This is a genomic window from Streptomyces sp. ISL-12 (genome assembly GCF_018614415.1).
In the GTDB taxonomy this organism is placed as follows: domain Bacteria; phylum Actinomycetota; class Actinomycetes; order Streptomycetales; family Streptomycetaceae; genus Streptomyces.
The window spans coordinates 1-16,459 of sequence record NZ_JAGGOO010000158.1 but is presented as its reverse complement, the minus strand read 5'-3'; the positions used below and the strand labels follow the sequence as shown (position 1 = coordinate 16,459).

Below are 16,459 nucleotides of genomic sequence, written 5' to 3'. Positions count from 1 at the left end.
CCCTGTCACTCCTGTCACTCCTCCGAGGAATCCTCGTCCTCGCCGCCGGCCTTCGGCGGCTTCGGCGGCCGCGGACGCCCGCCGGGGCCGTCCCGCCCGTCCCGCAGGAACGGCGGGCCGGGCGGTGCCTCGCCGCCGTCCGCCGTCGCGTGGCCGCCCGGTCCGCCGCCGTCCCGGCGCCGCAGGTACCGCTCGAACTCGCGGGCGATCGCCTCGCCCGACGCCTCCGGCAGCTCCGCGGTGTCCCGGGCCTCCTCCAGCGTCTGGACGTACTCCGCAACCTCGCTGTCCTCGGCGGCCAGCTGGTCCACGCCCACCTGCCAGGCCCGCGCGTCCTCGGCCAGCTCGCCCAGCGGGATGCGTACGCCGATCAGGTCCTCCAGACGGTTCAGGAGAGCCAGTGTGGCCTTCGGGTTGGGCGGCTGCGACACGTAGTGCGGCACCGCCGCCCACAGCGAGACGGCCGGCACGCCCGCGTGCGTGCACGCCTCCTGGAGGATGCCGACGATGCCCGTGGGCCCCTCGTACTTGGTCTCCTCCAGGTCCATGCGGCGGGCCAGGTCGGCGTCGGACGTGGTGCCGCTGATCGGGACCGGACGGGTGTGCGGGGTGTCACCCAGCAGGGCGCCCAGGATGACCACCAGTTCGACGCCCAGCTCATGGGCGAAGCCCAGCAGCTCGTTGCAGAACGAGCGCCAGCGCATGGACGGTTCGATGCCGCGGACCAGAACCAGGTCACGCGGCTTGTCACCGCCGACCCGGACCACGGACAGTCTCGTCGTCGGCCAGGTGATCTTGCGCACCCCGGCCTCCAGGAACACCGTGGGCCGGTTCACCTGGAAGTCGTAGTAGTCCTCGGCGTCCAGTGCCGCGAAGACCTCGCCCTTCCATTCCCGGTCCAGGTGCGCGACCGCGGTGGAGGCGGCGTCGCCGGCGTCGTTCCAGCCCTCGAACGCGGCCACCATGACCGGGTCGATCAGCTCGGGAACCCCCTCGAGCTCGATCACCCAGCGCCTCCTTCCGACGTGCCCTCGCTTAACGACCCAACCTTACGGCGTGCGGCGGGGGCGTCCGCAGCCCCCTTGCACGGGGGAGTGAACGGATCACTGCCCCGTTCCCCACGGTCGAACACCCGGCCCGGATCACAGGGTGGAGCGCAGCCACTGCTCCACCGACGCGATGTGCACGGTCGCCCAGGAACGGGCCGCCTCCGCGTCCCGGTCGCGCAGCGCGGCCAGGATCGCGCGGTGTTCGCGCAGGGTGCGGCCGACCGCGTCCTCCTGGGTCAGACCGCGCCAGATCCGGGCCCGGGTGGTGGGCCCGGACAGTCCGTCGAGCAGCGAACACAGCACTGAGTTGCCGGAGCCCCGCACGATGCCCCGGTGGAACTCCAGATCGCTCGCGACCAGCCGCTCCACCGAGGGGTCGTCGCCGAGCGCGTCCAACTGGGCGTCCAGCGCGTCCAGTTCCGCGTCGCTGATCGAGGCCGCCGCCAGCGCGGTCGCGGCCGGCTCCAGGATGCGGCGTACGGCGAGGAACTCCAGCACCGTGTCGTCGCGGTGGAAGTCGACGACGAAGCTCAGCGCCTCCAGCAGGAGTTGCGGGTCCAGGCTGGTGACGTAGGTGCCGTCGCCCTGCCGTACGTCCAGGATGCGGATCAGGGACAGGGCGCGGACGGCCTCGCGCAGCGAGTTGCGGGACAGGCCCAGTTCGTCGGCGAGCCGGCTCTCCTTGGGCAGCCGGTCGCCGGGGCGCAGCGCGCCGGAGACGATCATGTCCTTGATCTTCTCGATCGCCTCGTCGGTGACTGCCACGCTCGGCCTCCTGCTGCCTTCGGCCGGATGCCGCTCAGACATCCGATGTATCAGGCCATTATGGGGGCACCCACGCGGGAGGCGGCGACCCCGCCCGAAGCCTGGGGCCGCCGCCTCCCGCCGTGTGCCTACTTCTTGTCGAGCAGGTCCTGCACCTTGCCGCGCACCTCGTCCGTGGCCAGGCCGCGGATGGTCAGCGTGGTCCGGCGGCGCAGCACGTCGTCCGGGGTCTCGGCCCACTCGTGGTCACGGGCCCAGACGACCTGCGCCCAGATCTCCGGCGCGTCGGGGTGGACCCGCTCGGCCAGCTCCGGGCACTCGTTGGCGAGCCGGGCGATGTCCAGGGCCAGCGAACCGTAGTGCGTCGCCAGGTGCTTGGCGGTGTCGGCCGCCATCCGCGGGCCGGGTGCCGGACGGTCCACCAGCAGCCGGTGGGCGATGGCCCGGGGGTTGGCGACGCCGGGCAGCGGCAGCTTCTTCGGCAGGGAGGAGACGGGCTCGAAGTCGTCGCCGAGGGGGTGGCCCGGCAGCGCTTCCAGCTTCTGCATCACGGTGCGGCCGATGTGGCGGAAGGTGGTCCACTTGCCGCCCGCGACGGACAGCATGCCGCCCCGGCCCTCGGTGACGACCGTCTCGCGCTTGGCCTTCGCCGTGTTCCCGGGCCCGCCCGGCAGGACGCGCAGACCCGCGAAGGCGTACGTGATGAGGTCGCGGTCGAGCTGCTGGTCCCGGACGGAGAACGCGGCCTCGTCCAGGATCTGGGCTATGTCCTTGTCGTTGACGGCGACGTCCGCCGGGTCGCCCTCGTACTCCTCGTCGGTGGTGCCGAGCAGCAGCATGTCCTCCCAGGGGAGGGCGAAGGTGATGCGGTACTTGTCGATCGGGGTGGCCAGCGCGGCCTTCCAGTGCGAGGTGCGCTTCAGGACCAGGTGCGCGCCCTTGGACAGCCGGATGGAGGGGGCCGCGTTCGGGTCCTCCATCTTGCGCAGGTGGTCGACCCAGGGGCCGGTCGCGTTGAGCACCAGGCGGGCGTTGACGCCGAACTCCTCGCCGGTCAGCCGGTCCTTCAGCTCGGCGCCGGTGACCCGGCCCTTGGTGAAGCGCAGCCCGGAGACCTCGGCGTGGTTGAGGACCACGGCGCCGGCGTCGACGGCCGCGCGGACCGTCATCAGCGCCATGCGCGCGTCGTTCATCTGGTCGTCGCCGTAGACGGCCACGGCCTTGAGGTTCTCGGTGCGCAGCTCGGGCACGTCCTGCTGGGCCTTGGCGGGCGAGAGCAGGTGGCCGACGCCGTCGCCGAACGCGGAGAGCGCCGAGTACGCGAAGACACCGGCCCCGAGCTTCGCCGCGCCGTGCGGCCCGCCCTTGTACACGGGGAGGTAGAAGGTGAGCGGGTTGGCCAGGTGCGGGGCGACCTGGCGGGAGACCGCGCGGCGCTCGAAGTGGTTCTCCGCCACCAGCTTCACCGCGCCGGTCTGCAGGTAGCGCAGACCGCCGTGGAGCAGCTTGGAGGAGGCGGAGGAGGTGGCGCCGGCGAAGTCACCGGCGTCGACCAGAGCCACCCTGAGGCCGGACTGCGCGGCGTGCCAGGCGGTGGAGATGCCGAGGATGCCGCCGCCGATGACGAGAAGGTCGTACGACGCCTGGGAGAGCTGCTCCCGGGTCTCGGCTCGGCTCGGGTTCGAGCCGGAGGCCGGGTGCGTGCCCAGGGCAGGTACGGACTGCAGGGTGGACTGGGTGGTCATGGTGGTTCTTACTCCTCGTCCTCAAGCCAGCCCATGGTCCGCTCGACGGCCTTGAGCCAGCTCTTGTACTCGCGGTCGCGGGTGTCCGCGTCCATGCGGGGGGTCCACTCGGCGGCCCGGCGCCAGTTGGCGCGCAGGTCGTCGGTGCTGTTCCAGAAGCCGACGGCCAGGCCGGCGGCGTAGGCGGCGCCGAGGCAGGTGGTCTCGGCGACCATCGGACGCACCACCGGCGCGTCCAGGAAGTCGGCGAGGGTCTGCATCAGCAGGTTGTTGGAGGTCATGCCACCGTCGACCTTGAGGGTGGTCAGCTCCACACCGGAGTCCTTCGTCATGGCGTCCGCGATCTCCCGCGTCTGCCAGGCGGTGGCCTCCAGCACGGCGCGCGCGAGGTGCGCCTTGGTGACGTACCGGGTCAGGCCGGCGATCACACCGCGGGCGTCGGAGCGCCAGTACGGGGCGAACAGGCCGGAGAAGGCCGGTACGAAGTAGGCGCCGCCGTTGTCCTCGACCTGCATCGCCAGGGTCTCGATCTCGGCGGCGGTGGAGATCAGGCCCATCTGGTCGCGCATCCACTGCACCAGCGAACCGGTGACGGCGATCGAGCCCTCCAGGGCGTAGACCGGCGTCTGGTCGCCGATCTGGTAGCCGACGGTGGTCACCAGGCCGCTGTAGGAGTTGATGACCTTGTCACCGGTGTTCATCAGCATGAAGGTGCCGGTGCCGTACGTCGACTTGGTCTCGCCCTCGTCGAAGCAGGTCTGGCCGAACAGGGCCGCCTGCTGGTCGCCGAGCGCGGAGGCGACCGGGATGCCGCCGAGCAGCTCGCCCAGCGCGCCGCCCTTGATCTCGCCGTACACCTCGGCGGAGGAGCGGATCTCGGGGAGCATCTGCGTCGGCACGCCGATGGACTCGCAGATCTTCTCGTCCCACCGCAGGGTGCGCAGGCTCATCAGCAGGGTGCGGGAGGCGTTGGTGACGTCGGTGACGTGCCGGCCGCCGTCCACGCCGCCGGTCAGGTTCCAGATGACCCAGCTGTCCATGGTGCCGAAGAGCAGGTCGCCGGCCTCGGCGCGCTCGCGCAGGCCCTCGACGTTGTCCAGCAGCCAGCGGGCCTTGGGGCCGGCGAAGTAGGAGGCCAGCGGCAGGCCGGTCTCGCGGCGGAAGCGGTCCTGGCCGACGTTGCGGCCCAGCTCCCGGCAGAGGGCGTCGGTGCGGGTGTCCTGCCAGACGATGGCGTTGTGGACGGGCTCACCGGTGTTCTTGTCCCAGATCAGCGTGGTCTCGCGCTGGTTGGTGATGCCGATGGCCTTGATGTCGTCGCGGGTGATGCCGGCCTTCTCGACGGCCGAGGCGACGACCTGCTGGACGTTGGTCCAGATCTCGGTGGCGTCGTGCTCGACCCAGCCCGGCTTGGGGAAGATCTGCTCGTGCTCCTTCTGGTCGACGGAGACGATGCGTCCGTCGCGGTCGAAGACGATGCAGCGCGAGGAGGTGGTGCCCTGGTCGATCGCGGCGATGAAGGGGCCGGCGGTGTGGGTGTCGGTCACTGTGTGCTCCTGGGGTCCGTGGTGGTGGCGGTGGGGTCCGGCGTGGTTCACGCGAAGGCGACGTTGTAGACGCCCGCGGCGATCGCGGCGCCGATCAGCGGTCCGGCCACCGGGACCCAGGCGTAGCTCCAGTCGGAGCCGCCTTTGTTGGGCAGCGGCAGGAGGGCGTGCACGATGCGGGGGCCGAGGTCGCGGGCCGGGTTGATCGCGTAACCGGTCGGGCCGCCCAGCGACAGTCCGATGCCGACCACCACGAACGAGGTGATCAGGACGCCGAGCGCGCCGAGGCCGTCACCGTCCTGGTTCAGCCCCTGGGTCATGATGGCGAGGATCAGCACGAAGGTGCCGATGATCTCGGTGGCCAGGTTCTGCGCGGCGTTGCGGATCTCCGGGCCGGTGGAGAAGATGCCGAGGACCGGGCCGGCGCCCTTCTCCTGGGCTTCCACCGACTTGGCGGTGGTGTTCTGGGCGCCCGGGCCGCCGACGATCTCCTTGTCGGTGAGGTGGGCGTGGAACTGGCCGTAGTAGGCGATCCAGACCAGGGTCGCGCCGATCATGGCGCCGAGGATCTGACCGCCCCAGTAGACCGGGACATCGCCCCAGTTGCCGTCCTTGATCGCCAGGGCCAGCGTGACCGCCGGGTTCAGGTGGGCGCCGGAGAGCGGCGTGGAGATGTAGGCGCCGACCATGACGGCGAAGCCCCACCCGAGGGAGATGGCCACCCATCCGGCGTTGCGCGCCTTGGAGGCCTTGAGCGTGACGGCGGCGCAGACGCCGCCGCCGAGCAGGATGAGTATGGCGGTACCGATGGTCTCGCCGATGAAGATGTCGGAGCTGGACACCCGCGACTCCTTTGTCCTTCGTCCAGGGAAGCCGAACCCCCGGATTCGTCCGGGTGTTCTGGCGCCCTCATGGGAATGAGAGCGTTGCCGGCCCTTGGCGTCGTCCACTCTAGCGCTTATTGCCGGTAGGTGTTCGACAATGCCGACCGATGGACGGAGTCTCATCCCGACATCGCACACCCGTCAAGAGTCCTGTTATCGAAAACACGATCGTTATTGATCGATTCGTGTCGCCGGCCTTCCGGTCGGGTGTGTTGTCGTATGGGCAGTTTGGCAGATTTAGCCAGATCTCCGGGGTAGGCGAACGACCGGAGCGCCGCCCCCGGCGCCCCGGTACCGCCTGTTCCGGCAGGCGTCAGAAGCGTCCGGCGCCCAGGTCCCGGGAGACCGCGCGGGCGCAGTCCCGCACCGCCGCGATCAGCTCCGGGCGCAGCTCGCCCTCCTGGCAGACCCGCTCCACGGCCCCCGTGATGCCGACCGAGCCGACCGGCATGCGCCGCCGGTCGTGGATGGGCGCGGCGATCGAGGCGACGCCCTCCCAGGTCTCCTCGATGTCCGCCGCGTAGCCACGCGCGCGCGTGAGGTCCAGTACGTGCTCGAAGGCGTCCGGCTCGCAGATCGTCCGGTCGGTGAACGCCCGGCGCTCGGTCTCCAGCGCCTCGCTGTGCGCGACCGGGTCGTAGGCGGAGAGCACCTTGCCCAGGGCGGTGGAGTGCAGCGGCTGCATGGCGCCGATCTCCAGCACCTGCCGGCTGTCGTCGGGCCGGAAGACGTGGTGCACGATCAGCACGCCCTGCTGGTGCAGCACGCCCAGGTGGACGCTCTCGCCGCTGGAGCGGGCCAGGTCGTCCGCCCACACCAGGGCGCGGGCCCGCAGTTCGTGCACGTCCAGGTAGGTGGTGCCCAGGCGCAGCAGCTCCGCCCCGAGCTGGTAGCGACCGGAGGCGGTGTCCTGCTCGACGAAGCCCTCCTGCTGGAGGGTGCGCAGGATGCCGTGGGCGGTGCCCTTGGCCAGGCCCAGCGACGAGGCGATGTCCGACAGGCCGAGCCGTCGCTCGCCGCCCGCGAGCAGCCGCAGCATCGCGGCCGCCCGTTCGAGCGACTGGATGTTCCGTGCCATCGCCGTCCCGCCTCCGTCCCGTCCTACCGTCGACGTGCGACGTCACTTCCACTGTTCGGCAATGCCGAACACTACCGGTCCATGCCGACCTCTCGCCAATGGTCGGTGCGCAACTGTGGCACTCCTCGGCCACGGCGACCGCACGGCGAGGCACCCTCGGCGCTTACGGCGCTTACGGCGCTCAGGGCACCCTCGGCCACCGCGCCCCGCACACCGTGACACCCCCAGGACACCCCCGGGACACCTCGGCACCGCGTCCCATCCTCGTCCGTCCCGTGGACGCCCTGACCGCGGGCCCCGCCTCCCGGCTACCCTGGCGGCGTGCGCCCTCCCGGTGTGTTGTGTACCGATGTCCCCGGGAAGCCGCAAAGCCGACAGCCGTCGCATCCTAGGGAGCCCGTCCATGGCCTCGTCGCCGTCCACCCCGTCCGCCGACACCCGGACCCGTGTCACCGCCCTGCGCGAGGCGCTCGCCACCCGCGTGGTGGTCGCCGACGGTGCGATGGGCACCATGCTGCAGGCGCAGAACCCCACGCTGGACGACTTCCAGCAGCTGGAGGGCTGCAACGAGGTCCTGAACCTGACCCGGCCGGACATCGTCCGTTCGGTCCACGAGGAGTACTTCGCGGTCGGCGTGGACTGCGTGGAGACCAACACCTTCGGCGCCAACCACTCCGCCCTCGGCGAGTACGACATCGCGCACCGGGTCCACGAGCTGTCCGAGGCCGGCGCCCGGGTGGCCCGCGAGGTGGCCGACGAGTTCGCCGCGCGCGACGGCCGGCAGCGCTGGGTCCTGGGCTCCATGGGCCCCGGCACCAAGCTCCCCACCCTCGGGCACGCCCCGTACGGAGTACTGCGCGACGCCTATCAGCGCAACGCCGAGGGCCTGGTCGCCGGAGGCGCCGACGCCCTGCTGGTGGAGACCACGCAGGACCTGCTCCAGACCAAGTCCGCCGTGCTCGGCGCCCGCCGCGCCCTGGACGCGCTCGGCATCGACATGCCGGTGATCGTGTCCGTGACCGTCGAGACCACCGGCACCATGCTGCTCGGCTCGGAGATCGGCGCGGCGCTGACCGCGCTGGAGCCGCTGGGCATCGACATGATCGGCCTGAACTGCGCCACCGGCCCGGCCGAGATGAGCGAGCACCTGCGCTTCCTGGCCCGGCACTCCCGGATCCCGCTGTCCTGCATGCCCAACGCCGGCCTGCCGGTCCTCGGCAAGGACGGCGCCCACTACCCGCTGGGCGCCCCCGAGCTGGCGGACGCGCAGGAGACGTTCGTCCGCGAGTACGGCCTGTCGCTGGTCGGCGGCTGCTGCGGAACCACGCCGGAGCACCTGCGGCAGGTCGTGCAGCGGGTCGAAGGGCTCGCCCCGGCCGAGCGCGAGCCGCGCCCCGAGCCGGGCGCCGCCTCCCTGTACCAGTCGGTGCCGTTCCGCCAGGACACCTCCTACCTGGCGATCGGTGAGCGGACGAACGCCAACGGGTCGAAGAAGTTCCGTGAGGCCATGCTGGAGGGCCGCTGGGACGACTGCGTGGAGATGGCCCGGGACCAGATCCGCGAGGGCGCGCACATGCTGGACCTGTGCGTGGACTACGTCGGCCGGGACGGCGTCGCCGACATGGAGGAGCTGGCCGGCCGCTTCGCCACCGCCTCCACCCTCCCCATCGTGCTGGACTCCACCGAGGTTCCCGTCATCCGCGCCGGGCTGGAGAAGCTCGGCGGCCGCGCGGTGATCAACTCGGTGAACTACGAGGACGGCGACGGTCCGGAGTCCCGATTCGCGAAGGTGACCGCGCTCGCCCGGGAGCACGGCGCGGCGCTGATCGCGCTGACCATCGACGAGGAGGGCCAGGCCCGCACCGCGGAGAAGAAGGTCGAGATCGCCGAACGGCTGATCGCGGACCTGACCGGGAACTGGGGCGTCCGCGAGGAGGACATCCTGGTGGACTGCCTGACCTTCACCATCTGCACCGGCCAGGAGGAGTCCCGCCGGGACGGGGTCGCCACCATCGAGGGCATCCGCGAGCTGAAGCGCCGTCACCCGCGCGTGCAGACCACCCTCGGCCTGTCGAACATCTCCTTCGGTCTCAACCCGGCCGCCCGGATCCTGCTGAACTCGGTCTTCCTGGACGAGTGCGTGAAGGCGGGCCTGGACTCGGCGATCGTGCACGCGTCGAAGATCCTGCCGATCGCGCGCTTCGACGAGGAGCAGGTCACCACCGCCCTCGACCTGATCTACGACCGGCGCCGCGAGGGCTACGACCCGCTGCAGAAGCTCATGCAGCTGTTCGAGGGCGCCACGGCCAAGTCGCTGAGGGCGTCCAAGGCCGAGGAACTGGCCGCGCTGCCGCTGGAGGAGCGCCTGCAGCGGCGGATCATCGACGGCGAGCGCAACGGCCTGGAGGCGGACCTGGAGGCGGCGCTGGAGGCCCGTCCAGCCCTGGAGATCGTCAACGAGGTGCTGCTCGAGGGCATGAAGGTGGTCGGCGAGCTGTTCGGTTCCGGCCAGATGCAGCTGCCGTTCGTCCTCCAGTCCGCGGAGGTGATGAAGACCGCGGTCGCGTACCTGGAACCGCACATGGAGAAGACGGACGAGGCGGGCAAGGGCACGATCGTGCTGGCCACGGTGCGCGGGGACGTGCACGACATCGGCAAGAACCTGGTCGACATCATCCTGTCCAACAACGGCTACAACGTCGTCAACCTCGGCATCAAGCAGCCGGTCTCCGCGATCCTGGAGGCGGCCGAGGAGCACAAGGCCGACGTGATCGGCATGTCCGGGCTGCTGGTGAAGTCCACGGTGATCATGAAGGAGAACCTGGAGGAGCTCAACCAGCGGGGCATGGCCGCCGACTTCCCCGTCATCCTCGGCGGCGCCGCCCTCACCCGCGCCTACGTCGAGCAGGACCTCCACGAGATCTACGAGGGCGAAGTCCGCTACGCGCGGGACGCGTTCGAGGGACTGCGGCTGATGGACGCGCTCATCGGCATCAAGCGCGGCGTGCCCGGCGCCAAGCTCCCCGAGCTGCGCCAGCGCCGGGTCCGGGCCGCGACCGTCGAGGTCGAGGAGCGCCCGGAGGCCGGCCACGTCCGCTCCGACGTCGCCGTCGACAACCCGGTCCCCGAGCCCCCCTTCTGGGGCACCCGCGTCATCAAGGGCATCCAGCTCAAGGAGTACGCCTCCTGGCTGGACGAAGGCGCCCTGTTCAAGGGCCAGTGGGGCCTGAAGCAGGCCCGCACCGGCGACGGACCGTCGTACGAGGAACTGGTCGAGAGCGAGGGACGGCCCCGGCTGCGCGGTCTGCTCGACCGGCTCCAGACGGAGAACCTGCTGGAAGCGGCCGTGGTCTACGGCTACTTCCCGTGCGTCTCCAAGGACGACGACCTCATCGTCCTCGACGACGACGGCAACGAGCGCACCCGCTTCACCTTCCCCCGCCAGCGGCGCGGCCGGCGCCTGTGCCTGGCCGACTTCTTCCGCCCGGAGGAGTCCGGCGAGCGGGACGTCGTCGGCTTCCAGGTCGTCACCGTCGGCTCCCGCATCGGCGAGGAGACCGCCCGGATGTTCGAGGCCAACGCCTACCGCGACTACCTCGAACTGCACGGCCTGTCCGTCCAGCTCGCCGAGGCCCTCGCCGAGTACTGGCACGCCCGCGTCCGCTCCGAACTGGGCTTCGCCGGGGAGGACCCCGACGAGATGCAGGGCATGTTCGAGCTGAAGTACCGGGGCGCCCGCTTCTCGCTGGGCTACGGCGCCTGCCCCGACCTGGAGGACCGGGCGAAGATCGCCGCCCTGCTGGAGCCGGAGCGGATCGGCGTCCACCTGTCGGAGGAGTTCCAGCTCCACCCCGAACAGTCCACCGACGCCATCGTGATCCACCACCCCGAGGCGAAGTACTTCAACGCCCGCTGAGCCGTACGTCACCGTCGGCCGGGCCCCGGGTCAGCGCCCGGCGGGCCGTACGTCACCGCCCGCCGGCACACCGCCGGGCGCTTCGTCCGCGGGCGACGTACACTGGTCGGTCCACCGCAGGCCGGTTCCCGCTCAGGGAACCGGCCTGATCGTCCCTCAAGGAGGTAAGTGGATGACCAGTACGGTCCCCGCGCTCGGTACCCGTACGGCCGAAGGCTCCGCCCTCCAGGCCGTGCTCCTGGACATGGACGGAACCCTGGTGGACACCGAGGGCTTCTGGTGGGACGTGGAGGCGGAGGTCTTCGCCGGGCTCGGGTACACCCTGGACGACTCCTGGCGCCATGTCGTGGTCGGCGGCCCCATGACCCGCAGCGCCGGCTTCCTGATCGAGGCCACCGGCGCCGACATCTCACTGGCCGAACTCACCGTGCTGCTCAACGACGGCTTCGAGGAGCGCATCGGCCGGGCCCTGCCCCTCATGCCCGGGGCCGAGCGGCTGCTGGCCGAGCTGTCCGAGCACGAGATCCCCACCGCTCTGGTCTCCGCCTCCCACCGGCGCATCATCGACCGGGTGCTCACCTCGCTCGGCGCCCACCACTTCGCCCTGACGGTCGCGGGCGACGAGGTCCCGCGCACCAAGCCGTACCCGGACCCGTACCTGACCGCCGCCGCCGGACTCGGCGCGGATCCCCACCGATGCGCCGTCGTCGAGGACACCGCGACCGGCGTCGCCGCCGCCGAGGCCGCGGGCTGCCACGTCGTCGCGGTTCCGTCCGTCGCCCCCATCGCACCGGCCCTCAGACGCACCGTCGTGCCCTCGCTGGAACAGGTGGACCTGGCATTTCTACGCGGGTTGATGACGCACACGCGCTAGGCGTTCACCCAGCGTGCACCGGTAAAGAAGGGTAATTCGCGGAAACCTACCGGTGAGTTGCCGAGATGCGTGGCGAAGGGGTTTCGAAGGGTAATTCCCCGTCCCGGGACGGCCGAATTGAGTGCCTCACACACCTGCTTGGCCATGTGACGTTCCCCACGCTCCCGGGGGTCGACAGAAAGCTGTGCCTGTGCTGTTCGTCGTACTGCCGGGGGCGGCGCAGTGCCCATGTGTCCTGATTGGTGAAACCCTGCACGAATCCTTCCACTGTCGGGTTTTCGGTGTGTCCACGCCCGGTTTCACTGCGTGATGGGGGCTCAACTCCAGCGGCTGCGAACTGTCGTGCGGACGCGGACTAATCTCGTCGCGAGAACCTCAGCCCTTACCCCCGTGATCGGCCGCGACACCCCTGCAAGCCGGATACACGGAATCGACAGCCCTGGAGAATCCCGAGCATGAACCGCAAGACTTTGGTGCTGCCGGCCGTGGTCGGCCTGCTCGCGCCGGTGCTCGCCGCGTGCGGCGGCTCCGACGGTGGCAGTGGCGGCGGAGACGCGATCGTCGTCGGCACCACGGACCGGTTCACCGCCACGAAAGAGGCCCCCGCGCCCCTCGACCCGGCGTGGGCGTACGACGTGGGCCTCTGGAACATCCTGCGCCAGACCCAGCAGACGCTGATGATCCAGCCGCGCGGCGACGGCGAGCCGGTGCCCGAGGCCGCCGAGCAGTGCGGCTTCACCGACACGGGCAACGAGCGCTACTCCTGCACCCTGCGGGACGGTCTGAAGTTCGCCAACGGTGACGCCATCACCGCCGCCGACGTGAAGTACTCCATCGAGCGGGCCATCGCCATCCAGGCCGACACCGGCGTCTCCTCGCTGCTGTCCACCATCGACACCGTCGAGACACAGGGCGACCGCGAGGTGATCTTCCACCTCAACACCGCCGACGCCACCTTCCCGTACAAGCTGTCGACCCCCGTCGCCGGCATCGTCGACTCCGACGACTACGCGAAGGACAAGCTGCGCGAGGGCTTCGAGCTCTCCGGCTCCGGCCCCTACACCTTCAAGGCGGAGACCGAGGGCGACGAGCTGACCAAGGCCGTGTTCACCAAGAACCCCAACTACAAGGGGACTCTGACGGTGAACAACGACAAGGTCGAGATGGTCTCGTACGCCGACGCCGAGACGATGGGCGCCGACATCGAGAACGGCGACATCGACGTGATGACGCGCGCGATGACGCCCGACCAGATCGACGAGCTGTCCAAGGCCTCCGGCGGCGCCGTCGACCTGGTCGAGGTGTCCGGCCTGGAGATCCGCTACCTCGCGTTCAACACCGAGGCCGCGACCGTCAAGAACAAGGCCGTCCGTCAGGCGATGGCCCAGCTGATCAACCGCAGCGAACTGGTCTCCAAGGTCTACGGCTCCCAGGCCGAGCCGCTGTACTCGATGGTCCCGGCCACCATCACCGGCCACTCCAACTCGTTCTTCAACGAGTACGGCGACCCGAGCGTCGACAAGGCGAGGGCGCTGCTGCAACAGGCCAACATCACCACGCCGGTGAAGCTGACGCTGAACTACACCACCGACCACTACGGCGCGGCCGCCAAGACGGAGTTCGAGGAGCTGCAGAAGCAGCTCAACGACAGCGGTCTCTTCGACGTCGACATCAAGGGCACCATCTGGGACAAGTACCGGGAGGGGCAGAAGAAGCACGAGTACGACGTCTTCGGCATGGGCTGGTTCCCCGACTTCCCGGACGCCGACAGCTTCATCGCGCCGTTCCTCGACAAGAACAACACCCTGTACTCGCCGTACGCCAACAGCAAGATAATCAACACGCTGATCCCGGAGTCCCGCCGCGAGGCCGACCGGCTGTCCGCCGCCGACAGCCTGACGGAGATCCAGGACATCGTCGCCGAGGACGTACCGCTGCTGCCGCTGTGGCAGGGCAAGCAGTACGTCGCCACCCGCGACGACATCACCGGCACCGCCTACCTGCTCAACTCCGCCTCCTCGCTCCAGCTCTGGGAGCTGGGCCGCGGCGTCAGCGACTGAGCCCGCCCGCACCGCACGCCGGACACACCGGCCGCACACCGAAAGGGCGCCCCTCTTCTTCCGGAGAGGGGCGCCCTTCACGTTGCCGTGCCGCGACCGGCCTACTGCGCGCCGGGGCGCACCAGTCCGCTCTCGTACGCGTACACCGCGGCCTGCACCCGGTCGCGCAGTCCCAGCTTGGTCAGGACGTGCCCGACATGCGTCTTGACGGTCGTCTCGCTGACGAACAGATCGGCGGCGATCTCCGCGTTGGACAGACCGCGCGCCACCAGCTTCAGCACCTCCACCTCACGCTCGGTGAGCGTGTGCAGGGTGTCCGGCACCGGCTCCTCGCCCGAGGGCAGATGGGTCGCGTACTTGTCGAGCAGCCGCTTGGTGATGCTCGGCGCTAGCATCGCCTCACCGTCCGCCACCACCCGGATCGCCTGCACCAGTTCGTTGGCCGGGGCGTCCTTCAGCAGGAAGCCGCTGGCCCCCGCCCGCAGCGCCTCCACCACATATTCGTCGAGGTCGAAGGTGGTCAGCACCAGCACCTTCGCCGGGCCGTCCCGCCCGGGCCCGGTGATCTGCCGGGTCGCCTCCACGCCGTCCATCCGCGGCATACGGATGTCCATCAGGACCACATCGGGCTGCAACGCCCGCACCTGGTCCAGCGCCTGGAGGCCGTCACCGGCCTCGCCGACGACCGCGATGTCCTGCTCCGCTTCCAGAATCATCCGGAAGCCCGTACGCAGCAGCGGCTGGTCGTCGACCAGTAGGACACGGATGGCCACGTAAGTCTCCTTCGCTAGTCCGGCCCCATTCTGCCCTGCGCCCGTGGCACCGGACGCGGCCGGGGCGCTACCCCTGGCCGCTCCCTCCCGGCCCGGCCGCCACCACCGGCAGCGGATACGGCGGGGGAGTGCCGCCGAACTCCGGACAGTGCGCCTGGTGGTCGCACCAGCCGCACAACTTGGTGGGCCGCGGCCGCCACTCGCCCGTCTCGGTCGCCCGCCGGATCGCGTCCCACAGCGCCAGCAGCTTGCGCTCGACCCGCTCCAGATCGGCGACGACCGGGTCGTACGTCAGCACGTCACCGCTGCCCAGGTAGACCAGTTGCAGCCGGCGGGGGACGACCTTCTTCAGCCGCCACACCACCAGCGCGTAGAACTTCATCTGGAACAGCGCGCTCTCGGAGTACTCCGGCCGGGGCGCCTTGCCCGTCTTGTAGTCGACGATCCGCACCTCGCCGGTGGGCGCCACGTCGACCCGGTCGATGATGCCGCGCAGCCGCAGCCCGGACTCCAGCTCCGTCTCGACGAACAGCTCCCGCTCGGCCGGCTCCAGCCGGCTCGGGTCCTCCAGCGTGAACCAGCGCTCCACGAGCCGCTCCGCCTCGGCCAGCCAGCGCGCCAGCCGCTCGCCCTCCGGGTCGTCGGCGAACAGCTCCACCACCTCGGGCCGGGTCTCGCGCAGCCGGTCCCACTGGCCGGGCACCAGGGCCTTCGCGCGCGGCGGGGTGCGCTCGGCCGCCGGGGCGTCGAAGAGCCGCTCCAGCACCGCGTGCACCAGGGTGCCCCGGGTCGCCGCCTCGCTCGGCTTCTCCGGGAGCCGGTCGATCACCCGGAACCGGTACAGCAGCGGGCACTGCATGAAGTCGCCGGCCCGCGAGGGCGAGAGCGAGGCGGGAGGGATGGCGACGGGCCTGGCGGCGGGGGCGGCGGGCTCCACCACGGGATTCACGGCGGCCACGTCCGTCACGGCGGCCACCCCGGTCGCCGTGCCCACTGAGGCCGCCGCGCCCTCGTCCGCCCCCGGCGTCGCTGTTGCCGCCGATGCCGCCGTACCGGCTGGCACCGGCGGGTCCACCGGTGCGCCCGGACCGGCGGGGTCTCCCACCACACCCTCGATGCTCGTCTCCATGCGACAGACCCTACGGCCCGCCACTGACAGTGACCCAGCCACGGCGGTGACGCCCGTGACGTGGGAGAGCGGGGAGAGCAGAGGGAGCAAGGAGAACGGGGGGAGCGGGGAGAGCAGGGGGAGCACAGGGGTGCCGGGGCGGAAGGGGGCGAGCGGGCCGCATACCATCGACATGAGACCCTTCCGCCCGGCAGGAGCGGAAGACGCTTCGAACGAGGGGAAACCGTGGACGTGAGCGGCGGGAGCGGGCAGCCGCGGTCCGGCAACGGCGAGCCGGCCGAGCACCACACGGGGTCTACGGCCCCGGCCCCCGGCTCCGCACGCCCCGGCCGGCCCCAGGACGGCGGCACCGACCACGCCGATGCCCCCGCTCCCCTTCCCCCCGGCCCCGCCTCCGACGCGGGGGCCCCGGCAGCACAGGGCCGGGACGGTCACGGCGGCGGCACGGAGCAGGACGGCACGCGTGGGCACGGCCCCGCCGCCCCCGGCGGCACACCGGACCCCGCGGCACCGGAGGCCCCAGCCGCCCCCCGGCCCCCCCACCCCCCCGGCGCGCAGCCCCCCCCAGCAGCCCCCGCCCCCCCCCCCCCCCGGCTCTTATACACAACTCCGAGCCCACCAGACCCGAGAGGAAACCGT

11 protein-coding genes are annotated in these 16,459 nt (G+C 70.9%); 3 read left to right on the top strand and 8 right to left on the bottom strand.

What is annotated here, in order from left to right:
* Nucleotides 1-14 precede the first annotated feature (14 nt).
* The 6 genes from J7I94_RS34440 to J7I94_RS34415 all read right to left on the bottom strand — a co-directional run bounded on the left by J7I94_RS34440 (nt 15) and on the right by J7I94_RS34415 (nt 7,068).
* Nucleotides 15-1,007, bottom strand: coding sequence for a PAC2 family protein (locus tag J7I94_RS34440; protein WP_215173711.1), 993 nt, complete (start codon nt 1,005-1,007; stop codon nt 15-17).
* Between the two features lie 135 nt (nt 1,008-1,142).
* Nucleotides 1,143-1,814: a FadR/GntR family transcriptional regulator gene (locus J7I94_RS34435; RefSeq protein ID WP_215173710.1), complete on the bottom strand. Its 672-nt coding sequence runs from the start codon at nt 1,812-1,814 to the stop codon at nt 1,143-1,145.
* A gap of 128 nt (nt 1,815-1,942) precedes the next feature.
* Nucleotides 1,943-3,559, bottom strand: a complete 1,617-nt coding sequence (locus J7I94_RS34430; protein ID WP_215173709.1) for a glycerol-3-phosphate dehydrogenase/oxidase — start codon at nt 3,557-3,559, stop codon at nt 1,943-1,945.
* Nucleotides 3,560-3,567: 8 nt separating this feature from the next.
* On the bottom strand, nt 3,568-5,106 hold the full coding sequence (glpK, locus tag J7I94_RS34425) for a glycerol kinase GlpK (RefSeq protein ID WP_215173708.1): 1,539 nt from the start codon (nt 5,104-5,106) through the stop codon (nt 3,568-3,570).
* 47 nt (nt 5,107-5,153) lie between these two features.
* A complete protein-coding gene (locus J7I94_RS34420; RefSeq protein ID WP_215173707.1) occupies nt 5,154-5,948 on the bottom strand; it encodes an MIP/aquaporin family protein in 795 nt (264 codons plus the stop codon).
* Nucleotides 5,949-6,303: 355 nt separating this feature from the next.
* On the bottom strand, nt 6,304-7,068 hold the full coding sequence (locus tag J7I94_RS34415; protein ID WP_215173705.1) for an IclR family transcriptional regulator: 765 nt from the start codon (nt 7,066-7,068) through the stop codon (nt 6,304-6,306).
* A 403-nt stretch (nt 7,069-7,471) separates the two neighbouring features.
* Between J7I94_RS34415 and metH the strand changes: the two genes are divergently transcribed.
* From metH to J7I94_RS34400, 3 genes are all read left to right on the top strand, one after another.
* A complete protein-coding gene (gene metH, locus J7I94_RS34410) occupies nt 7,472-10,984 on the top strand; it encodes a methionine synthase (RefSeq protein WP_215173703.1) in 3,513 nt (1,170 codons plus the stop codon).
* Between the two features lie 172 nt (nt 10,985-11,156).
* Nucleotides 11,157-11,858, top strand: coding sequence for an HAD family phosphatase (locus tag J7I94_RS34405; RefSeq protein WP_215173701.1), 702 nt, complete (start codon nt 11,157-11,159; stop codon nt 11,856-11,858).
* Nucleotides 11,859-12,313: 455 nt separating this feature from the next.
* The gene (locus J7I94_RS34400) at nt 12,314-13,918 is read left to right on the top strand and encodes an ABC transporter substrate-binding protein (protein WP_215173699.1); all 1,605 of its coding nucleotides are present in this window, start codon (nt 12,314-12,316) and stop codon (nt 13,916-13,918) included.
* Nucleotides 13,919-14,019: 101 nt separating this feature from the next.
* Here J7I94_RS34400 and J7I94_RS34395 read toward each other — a convergent pair whose 3' ends face one another.
* Nucleotides 14,020-14,691 (bottom strand): response regulator transcription factor, encoded by a 672-nt coding sequence (locus J7I94_RS34395; protein WP_215173697.1) that lies wholly within the window; start codon nt 14,689-14,691, stop codon nt 14,020-14,022.
* Between the two features lie 67 nt (nt 14,692-14,758).
* Nucleotides 14,759-15,820 carry a RecB family exonuclease gene (locus J7I94_RS34390; protein WP_251076168.1) on the bottom strand — a complete coding sequence of 354 codons (1,062 nt, stop codon included), beginning with the start codon at nt 15,818-15,820 and terminating at the stop codon, nt 14,759-14,761.
* Between the last annotated feature and the right edge of the window lie 639 nt (nt 15,821-16,459).

What these genes read in the sequence shown, in the direction of transcription:
- J7I94_RS34430 (WP_215173709.1), bottom strand. Translation starts at nt 3,559, where the DNA reads ATGACCACCCAGTCCACCCTGCAGTCCGTACCTGCCCTGGGCACGCAC.
- J7I94_RS34400 (WP_215173699.1), top strand. Translation starts at nt 12,314, where the DNA reads ATGAACCGCAAGACTTTGGTGCTGCCGGCCGTGGTCGGCCTGCTCGCG.
- metH (WP_215173703.1), top strand. Translation starts at nt 7,472, where the DNA reads ATGGCCTCGTCGCCGTCCACCCCGTCCGCCGACACCCGGACCCGTGTC.
- J7I94_RS34405 (WP_215173701.1), top strand. Translation starts at nt 11,157, where the DNA reads ATGACCAGTACGGTCCCCGCGCTCGGTACCCGTACGGCCGAAGGCTCC.
- J7I94_RS34415 (WP_215173705.1), bottom strand. Translation starts at nt 7,068, where the DNA reads ATGGCACGGAACATCCAGTCGCTCGAACGGGCGGCCGCGATGCTGCGG.
- J7I94_RS34390 (WP_251076168.1), bottom strand. Translation starts at nt 15,820, where the DNA reads ATGGAGACGAGCATCGAGGGTGTGGTGGGAGACCCCGCCGGTCCGGGC.